The 9,083-nt window shown below is 62.7% G+C and carries 7 protein-coding genes and 1 pseudogene; 1 reads left to right on the top strand and 7 read right to left on the bottom strand.

Translation table 11 applies throughout. The features are described 5' to 3' along the window. Positions 1–34 precede the first annotated feature (34 nt). The 6 genes from MRY80_RS00665 to MRY80_RS00640 form a co-directional block, all read right to left on the bottom strand. Positions 35–583 (bottom strand): hypothetical protein, encoded by a 549-nt coding sequence (locus MRY80_RS00665; RefSeq protein ID WP_293286886.1) that lies wholly within the window; start codon positions 581–583, stop codon positions 35–37. Continuing rightward, positions 576–1,163, bottom strand: coding sequence for a DUF1214 domain-containing protein (locus MRY80_RS00660; protein ID WP_293286884.1), 588 nt, complete (start codon positions 1,161–1,163; stop codon positions 576–578). Before MRY80_RS00660 ends, MRY80_RS00665 begins: the two co-directional genes overlap by 8 nt. A gap of 57 nt (positions 1,164–1,220) precedes the next feature. Further along, positions 1,221–3,398 carry a PBP1A family penicillin-binding protein gene (locus MRY80_RS00655; protein WP_293286882.1) on the bottom strand — a complete coding sequence of 726 codons (2,178 nt, stop codon included), beginning with the start codon at positions 3,396–3,398 and terminating at the stop codon, positions 1,221–1,223. 128 nt (positions 3,399–3,526) lie between these two features. Beyond that, entirely contained in the window at positions 3,527–3,907 is a 381-nt protein-coding gene (locus MRY80_RS00650; RefSeq protein WP_293286881.1) for a DUF983 domain-containing protein, read from the bottom strand. Between the two features lie 90 nt (positions 3,908–3,997). After that, a complete protein-coding gene (locus MRY80_RS00645) occupies positions 3,998–4,696 on the bottom strand; it encodes a cell wall hydrolase (protein WP_293286879.1) in 699 nt (232 codons plus the stop codon). A gap of 184 nt (positions 4,697–4,880) precedes the next feature. Next, positions 4,881–5,897 (bottom strand): DMT family transporter, encoded by a 1,017-nt coding sequence (locus tag MRY80_RS00640; RefSeq protein WP_293286877.1) that lies wholly within the window; start codon positions 5,895–5,897, stop codon positions 4,881–4,883. A gap of 192 nt (positions 5,898–6,089) precedes the next feature. Here MRY80_RS00640 and MRY80_RS00635 point away from each other — a divergent pair, with 192 nt between their 5' ends. Beyond that, positions 6,090–7,883: a hypothetical protein gene (locus tag MRY80_RS00635; RefSeq protein WP_293286875.1), complete on the top strand. Its 1,794-nt coding sequence runs from the start codon at positions 6,090–6,092 to the stop codon at positions 7,881–7,883. A gap of 191 nt (positions 7,884–8,074) precedes the next feature. On the opposite strand, the pseudogene MRY80_RS00630 reads toward MRY80_RS00635, so the two are convergent. Next, positions 8,075–8,790, bottom strand: a pseudogene (locus MRY80_RS00630) (IS5 family transposase). Positions 8,791–9,083: the final 293 nt, after the last annotated feature.

Here is a 9,083-nt window from a genome sequence, read left to right as displayed (position 1 = left end):
ACTGGAACAGCTTCCGGTTCGCGCCGTGAGCGTTTCAGAGCTCGGTGGAACTGCAGTCGATACGCTCGATGAAGTCGGCCACGACAGGATCATAGGTCTCGTCCGGACGGAAGATCCGAAGGACGGCGAAGCCCTGGTCGCGCTTTGCTTCTACCATCACTGAATCGGCGAAGACCTCGCGCGGCGCTTCCTGCATGACGCGTATCTGCAGAGGTGCGGCCACGACGAGGCTGAGATTTTCCGAAGCCACGATGCGGTCGTTGGCGGAAAACACGATATGGCCGAGATCGTCGAACACCGCGACTGACCAGAAGTCCCCGCTCGCGGGCGCGGTCATCGAGAAGACCCCGTTGTCGAGATCGTAACGGCAGGCGATCACGCCGAACATCGGGTCGAGGGTCCTTGCCGCGACGAGGTCCACACCATAGCGGTCGAGACGCACGGGGTCGTTGAGTGCGGAATTCGCCTCGATTTGGCGCCAGACGTCATTCTCTGACAATTGCGGCAGCAGCAGCACGATGGCGACATGCACCAGCGCTGCACCGACCAGGCCGACGAAGCTCGTGTAGACGAATCTAATCATTGACGCATCCGAGCTTTCTCACGGCGGGCATGCGCAGATCAGCGAGGCCCGTGTCGCTGCCGATCGCGGTGTCGTACAGTGAAAGCGCCAATGCGAATGGCCCGCTCGCGCCGGCGAAGAGCCAATTGCGCGGCTGCGGCAGCGGCGCGATGCGAATGTCGAAATCCCCGTCGCGAAACCGGAGTATGGAGCCGGAATGCAGCGCGACCGGAACCCCTTCGCGCGGAGAGGCCAAGGGCGCGTCGTCACGCAAGACGTAAAGTGTCCATAGCCTTGCCCCCGGCGTGTCACCCTCTATCACATAGGTGCAACGGGCGTTCAGGGTCTCTCCGTCGTCATCGATGCGGCGTACGAAGGCCAGCCCTTCGGCAGCTGCGAGCGGAAGGCCGCCCGATCGTGAGAAATAGGCCTGGGAATAGGGGTCCGGATTGTTGGTGCCGATCGCCGGATTGGCGTGCCAGTCATTGATCGCGAGCGTGCCCAGGAAGGGCAGGTTCCCGGTCGCCCACGTGGCCGAACCGATCCCGAGCACGAGGGCCAGGGCAACGCCGTAAAGAAAGGTGGACAGATCGCGAATCATGCCTGCGCCGTGCGGAACCCTGCCTGCAACTCAACCGGTTTGGCCGTGTAGCACGGATTATTCAACCCGTGTGCTTGCAACGGTCATGTCGTCGGCATTGAGTGGCGTCGCGTCTTCGAATCGATCGCCCAATTGGCGCAGGAAGTCGGCCAGCGACTGCGACAGGACCCGCGGCCGCTCCGCATTCGCGTCTGCGATCTGCTCGTCGTCGGGCTTCGGTTGCGGCTCGGCTTTGGGCGGATCGACGCCGGGAATGGGCAGCAATTCGATGCCGGTATGGGCGAAGGTCATGATGCGCTGCCAGGTCATCGCAGGGAGGCTGCCGCCCGTCAGCCGGTTTGTCGGCTTGTAATTGTCGTTGCCGTACCAGACCGCAGCGGTGAAATTGCCGGTGTATCCGACGAACCAGGCATCGCGATAGGACTGGGTCGTCCCCGTCTTGCCGGCAGCGGTGGTCATCTCCAAGGCGGCGCGCCGACCTGTTCCCCAGACCGGCACGTTGGCGAGCATCTGGTTCATCTCGATCGCCGTCTTCTCCGATAGCACGCGGTCTCCCACGAATTCGGCATCGTCGTGCTGGTAGAGCACGTCGCCGGCAGAATTCACGATCTTGGTGAAGGCATGGCGGCGATGCGCATAGCCGCCGCTTGCAAAGGTGAGGTAGCCCGTCGCCTGATCGAGCACCGTCATGCCTGACGTGCCGAGCACCATCGTGTGGTGCTTGATGATTGGCGAGACGATGCCCATGCGACGCGTCAGATCGACGATCTGGTCCGTGCCCTTCAGATAGTCGCGGGCCAGCAGTACGGGCACGGTGTTGATCGACTTGGCCAGCGCCGTGGCAAGCGTGACGCGTCCGGAGAAGGAGCGCCCGTAGTTCTTCGGCGACCATCCGCGCCATGTCACGGGTCCGTCGCGCACCACGCTGTTCGGCGTCAGGTCGCTGTTTTCCAGCGCCGCAGCATAGACATAGGGTTTGAAGGAGGAGCCAGCTTGGCGTTCAGCGACAGTCGCACGGTTGAACTGGCTCTCGCCGTAGTCCCGGCCGCCTACCATGGCGCGAACCGCGCCGTTGTTCTCGATCAAGACGACGGCCGATTCCGAAACATTGTAGCGTGCGCCCTGTTGGCGCAGGAAGAATTCGGTGGCTTCTTCAGACGCGCGCTGCAGGTCGCGGTCGAGCGTCGTGCGCACCGTGATCGAACGGCTCGGCAGGTGCTCGGTGATCATGTACTCCTTCACTTCCGCGAAGGCCCAGTCGAGGAAGTGGTCGGGGCTGTCGATGGCCGCGCGCAGCACGACATCGGCAGGATGGCGGCGCGCGCCGGTCACCTGACCTTCGGTCATGAACCCGCTTTGCACGAGGTTTGTCAGGACCTCGTTCGCGCGTGCGCGGGCGGCCGGCAAATTGATGTGCGGCGCGTATTTCGCCGGTGCCTTGAACAGCCCGGCGAGCATCGCTGCTTCGGCCAGGTTGATGTCGCGCACGTCCTTGCCGAAATAGAACTCTGCAGCGGCCGCGACACCGAAGGTGCCGCCACCCATATAGGCGCGGTCGAGATAGAGCTTGAGGATCTCCTCTTTCGACAGATTGGCTTCGAGCCAGATCGAGAGGAAGGCCTCCTTGATCTTGCGGTCCAGCGTTCGTTCGTTGGACAGGAAGAGGTTCTTGGCGAGCTGCTGGGTGATCGTCGATCCGCCCTGGACCACAGAGTTGGCGCGCACGTTTTCCGTCATCGCGCGGGCGAGGCCGATGAAATCGAGCCCGATATGGTCGAAGAAGCGGCGGTCTTCCGTGGCGAGTACGGATTTGACAAGGTGGTCGGGCAGTTCCTCGATCGGAACGGCGTCGGAGTGCAAGATACCGCGCCGGCCGATTTCCGCTCCATAGCGGTCGAGGAAGACGACGGCGAATTCGTCCTGCTCGCGCCAGTTGCCGGCGACTTCTTCGGAGGCGGGCAGGGCGAGCGCCAGCATGACCACGGCGCCACCGGCGCCAAGGGTCATGCCCTCGCTCATGAGTTCGAAGAAAACGCGCTTGACGCCGCGCACGCGGAAGCGCCGGAAGAAGAGGAATATCTCCTCCCAGGTCTCGCCGGCCGCGAAGCGGGACTCATACAGGCTGGAATCGATCCAGGCGTCGATCTCAAGCAGGAAGGAGCGCTTCTTCAGGCGCGGTTCGTCACCTTCCTGCGTCCTTTCGGATCGGGTCCTGAACTTGAAAGGATTCCACATCTGGCTGCCGGCGACCCCGTACTACCTTCGGGCCGGTCGGTTCGAATCAGACGCAAACCGGCTCGCAACGCAATGCATGCCCCATGACGTCTCATGCCGCATTTGCGCGTTGATCTCAAGAACAGAAGTCAGTGCTCGTGGTCGAGTCGGCCCTGTTCGGCCTTGTGAAAGTATTGGCTCGAGACCAGCCAGCCCTTGATCGGGCGCAGAGGAAGGACGCAGAAAAGAACGAGAAGCGGCAGCGTCAGGAGCGCGGTCAGCCAATAGGCAGCGCCGACCGACAAGGTCATCCACAAGGCAAAACCCAGAACCGGGACCGAGGCGATCAGCATCACGAAAAAAGCGGGGCCGTCAGCCGCATCGGCGAAAGACAGGTCGAGCCCGCACACGTCGCAACGTTCCTTCAACGTGATGAACCCGTTGAAGATCGAGCCTTCGCCGCAATGCGGGCATTTTCCGGCGGGGCCGGTCGTCATGGGCGGCAGCGGCGGATACTGGTCATCGGTCATTCGTCATCTCCATTGTCCCGACCACATACTCCAAATTCTCGAGCCGGGGGAGTGGCGGATGGTCGCGAGGAGACGGTGTCTGGCGCCTCGTCAGCCCTGATAGAAGACATGCCGGCCGATCTTTGACAGCCGTTTCAATTTGCGTGCCCAGCGCGGTTGTACGGAATCGGCATGATAATGGGTGGCGCTGGCGACAGCCCCGACATCCCCACGTCCGGACAGGACATCAGCGGCGATAGTTTGCGCCCGCTTCCATGCGCTCTTCTCGCGGGTCACGTCGGGGTGCCCGTCGCACGTGAAGGAGAACTGGCAGGCATTGCGGCGATTGCTGTTCTGATAGACCACGCCGCAGATCGTGTCCGGATAGCGTCGGCTTTCCATCCTGTTCAAGATGACCTGCGCCACAGCCATCTGGCCCCGTGCCGACTCGCCCCGTGCCTCGAAATAGATCGCGGTTGCGAGGCAGGCTTTCTCTGCCTTTGAGACGACCGGCATGATAGGAACCGCAGGAGGTTGTTCGAGTAGCGGTTTGTGGACGGCGAATGTCAGAAGCGGATCGGGTAGGGGAATCTCGATCTTAGACTCCAAGGTCGCCTGCTCGATCGCGGTCAGTGGTGGATTGAGGAAGACGGCGCTTTCGATCACGAACCGGACATACGGCAAGGCAATGACGGGCTGTGGCGTCCGCAAGGGCGTAGCGACAGATGCGATGGCAGTCGTGCAGAATGTGAGAGCGAGAATAGAGCGCAGGTTTGAAGGTCCCGCGAAGGCGAGCCAGTTGATCGACATGTTTTCTTCTTTTTTGTTGAGCGGAGGCGCCGCATAACGGCGTCATGCAAGTCGTATCGCAGACGTGCTGCAGTGCTGAGCTTCATCTCGCTGCTGAAAAATGCAGAAAGATGGCTCGAATAGGGCGGTTTCTCGGCGATTTCTTGAAGAATTCGCCCCGTGTATTCGACTTTGGTGGCGACCGTCAGCCGATGTCGCGATCGCGCCAGTCCGTCGGCCGCGGCGAGGGACCCGCGTCGAAACGCGGATTGGGCGTCTTGAGCACCGGATTGCGCTCCGAGACGTCCGGCCGGCTTTCCCGCCATACGATGAAGATACCTGAAGCTATAACAATACTCGCCCCGAGCGCCACCATCGCGTCGGGCCGCTCAGAGAAGAAGGCCATGCCGAACACCGTTGCCCATAAGATTTGGCTATACTGAGTCGGGGCGATAACGGCGGCGGGGGCGTGTCGGTAGGCGGTGATGGTGCACAACTGGGCGGTGACCGACATCAGGCCGACGGCGGCCATCAGGGCGAGCGAGGTGAGGTCGACGGGCTTGTAGACCCAGGGCAGCGTCGCGCCCATCAGCACGATCGACGACAGCATCGGGTAGAGGATCAGCACGGCGGAGCGCTCCTGCGCGCCGATCTTGCGCACGATGATCGCGGCCGAGGCGGCGGCGAAGGCGGAGCACAGCGCCGCCAGATGCCCGACCGACAGGCTGGTGACGCCCGGCCGCAGCACGATCATCACGCCGACGAGCCCGACGACGACGGCCGCCCAGCGCCGCGCCCGCACGGTCTCGCCGAGGAGCGGCACGGACAGGACCGTGATCAGCAGCGGCGTCGCGAACAGCAGCGCGTAGACCTCCGCCAGCGGCAGCCGCACGAAGGCGAAGAACCCCGCGCTCATCGCGATCAGCGCCAGGATCGCGCGCAGCATCACGAGCCAGGGATGGCGCGGCCGGAAATTCGCCGGCTTCTGGTCGGCCAGCATGGCGATCGACATCGGCACGAAGGCGAACAACATGGCGAAGAAGATGATCTGGAAGATCGAATAATGCTGCCCCACGGCCTTGATGATGGCGTCGTGGGTGGCAAACAGCGCAAAGCCCAGAAAGGCGAGCCCGAGGCCGCGCACAAGCGCGTTGCTTTCGCCGTGCATGCCGATCTCCCTGTCCGGTCCGAAGCGTATGCCGCGCCTATAGGCCAGTTTCACCGGCCGGTCATCCCGTATTCGCGACGACCCGCGGGCCAAATCCGACGCGGCGCCCGCGCGGCCCGCGAACGGTCCGGGAGCGCGCCAGAACAGCCGCGCCCGCCGCATGGTCTTTCTCCAGACAAAACGGCCGGCTGCACTTTCCTCAACGGAAATCCGCCCCTAGGATGCCGGGATAAAATGGGGGATTTCATGAGCAAGGCCGAGTTCATGCGGGCGCCGGGCGCCGCGCTCATCCGTCTATACGCGCTGATGGCGCTCATGGCGGCAGTATTGGCGACGCCGACACTGGCGCGGGCCGCCGAACCGGGCGTCTATGTGCAGCTCAAGACCGGCGAACTGATCCGGCTGCGCGAAGAGTTCCTGCCCGGCAGTGCCTACGACGTGAAGTTCAGGCGGCGCGACGGCCGCCCTGGCGAATTCTCCGCCTACGCGTTCAGGCCGGACGAGGCCGCGCAACTGCCGGTGTTCGCGATGTCGGACATCGCCTCGTTCATCGTCCGGAGCAGCCCCGACGGCCCGCGCCTGAGGATCGGGCATGTGAGCTACCTGACGCGGGTCAAGGAGTATGCGACCGACATCTACACGGCCTCCAAGGACATGTTCTCGTCCTTCAGCGACGCGGACTTCGCCCATGCCATCATGGCAGAGTCGCGCGAGGACGAGATCGACCGTCTGCGCGAAACGGAGATCGACTCCCTGACCTACGGCTACGTGCCGCGGCAGACCGTGTTCATGTCGAACAACTGGATACGCGATCACGAAAGCAAGCAGAAAATCCAGATCGTCGGCCAGATCCTCATGATCTCGGAGTACCGCCGCTTCAACGGCAAATGGCAGGAATCGCCGCTTCCCCGCTATTACCCCTTCGTGGCGACCGAATCGGCCAACAACCTTCTGTGGACCGCGCACAAGAACCGGTTCTATCCCGGACCGGACCGCGTCTACGAGACGCTGGCCCGCAAGCTCGCGGACGCGAGCGACTATGTGGGCAATCTGGACACCGTCGCGCAGCTCTACGCCGACGGGGGCGACGCGCAGGCCGCGCTCGGGCTCTACGAGACGCGCATCCTGCCGCGGCTCCCGGATTACAACGAGAAGACCCGCAAATCCTATCGCGGCCTCTACAACGCGCTGAGGAAGCGCCTGGGCCGGTCGCCCGTCAGCACGCCGGCCTCGTCGACATACTGGCCGCGCGTCTATGCCTACAAGGAGAAGGGCGGGACCGTGCGGCTGCAGAGCATCGACCGGGCCCTGTCCGGCCCGGTGCTGAAGGTCAGGCCGACGAGCATGAACGGCAAGGCCCATTCGGTCGCCTATCTGCCGCTCGACACGATCGCCGACCACCCGGTGCTCGATGACAAGACCCTTGCGGGCCTCTTCGTGCGCAAGGACGGCAGCACGAGAAGCGTGAAGCTGGTGGAAGCGCGCAGCCTGGCGACCGTCGGTCCGTATCTCGGCCGGGATTACAAGGGCGAGCGGCAGGGCGGCTACCACACGCACGACCTCGTGACGACACGCGGCACGGCCAAGCTCGACAAGATGCAGGTGACGACGATCCCCGAGGGGCATGTCGAGATCACCGGCGTCGGCCTGGGGCGCGGCGTCACGCCCAGCGCCAACGCGCAGCACTTCATTTCCCGCGCCGGCTTCGTCATGACGGTGCGCACCGACGGAAATTCGGGGCCGGTGACGCGCCGCTACATGCTTCTGACCCTGTCCTCGCTGAACGCGCAGGTCTGGGAGATGCATGAGAGCCGGACCTATGGCCAGGATCGCCGGACCTACGAAAAGCTCACCCGCAAGCTCGCCGCCGCCACCGACGAGATCGGCTACCTCGACACCGCCGCCCAGGCGCTGGCCGACCTGTCGCTGCGCGACGAGGCGCTGGCGATCTACGAGGCGCGCATCCTGCCGATCAGCGACAAGAGCGCGAAGGACCGCGACAAGTTCCGCCGCTACTACGAGAAGCTGAAGGCGCGGTAACGGGCGGAGGGCGTTGGGGGAAAGGGTCTCCGGGGAGGTGCGTCGCGTGCCGCCGTTGCCAACCGGATTGGATGCGATGGCTGGACAAGACGACATGCCGGATCGTGCCTCGGTCGAGGCGTTGCTTCAGGGCGAGGCGGACGCAGCGGGGTTTTGCTTCACCCGTGGACTGACAGGACTAGGCTCAGGACTCATTGATTGATCCAGAAGATGACGGTCGCTGCGATACAGATCGACGACATGAATGTATGTGCGCAACGGTCGTATCTGGTTGCGATGCGCCGCCAGTCCTTCAACTTGGCGAACATGTTTTCGATTTTGTGACGTTTCTTGTACAGGGTCTTTGAGTAGACGCTCGGCGCGCTCCGGTTTGATCGGGGCGGGATACAGACTCTAACATTACGGGCTTTCAATGCATCGCGGAACTCATCGCTGTCATAGCCCGTATCGCCGATCAGCACGTTGGCATTCGGCATTGCCGGATAGATCAATTTAGCTCCCACATGATCTGACAGCTGGCCTTCGCTCAAGCAGAGTACAATCGGTCTGCCCTTTGTTCGCCCGATACGGCGAGCAACAGCCTTTTTTCCAGGCTACAGGCAGTCCGGTGCGCTTTCAGATGCGTGGCGTCAATCATGAAAATATCTGGTTCTGGGGAGCCAGTTACCAAGCCGCTGAATATGCGGTCAAAGACGCCCTTTCGTGATCATCGAACGAAGCGGTTGTAGAGTGTCTTGTGGGGTCCATCGACCTCAGGCGCGTCCCGCCATCTCAGACCGTTGAGAATGACGTGGATAATCCCGCTAACGGCACGACGGTCATCGACACGCGGCCCTCCACGAGATCGTGGGAAGTATTGTCGGATACGCTCAAGTTGGGTTTCGGTGAGCCAATATTGATCAGACATGGGGCAATTCCTCCTGCCCATTTGAATCATACAGTTCACAAGGTTTGAATCCCGGTAGATGCGAATGACCGAGTCGCGGACGAAGCGGCCGTTTGACGAACGTCGGCTTCCGCGACGATGGGACAAATACTGTGTAGGCGACGGCAAGCAGTTCATCCGTACGAACGGGCCGCACCTCTACCTCGCGGATCGCTGCTCTCTGGTACGAAGTGTCACGGCCGACAGGTGCGCTCAATGACGTGCGCGAGCTGGTGAAGACGCCGCGACCGGCAACTGAGCAAGTTGCTGACCAA

Origin of the sequence: Oricola sp., from assembly GCF_022763245.1 — a bacterium.
In the GTDB taxonomy this organism is placed as follows: domain Bacteria; phylum Pseudomonadota; class Alphaproteobacteria; order Rhizobiales; family Rhizobiaceae; genus Oricola.
Note: the sequence above shows the minus strand (reverse complement) of the source record. Positions and strands in the feature narration are given on the sequence as shown.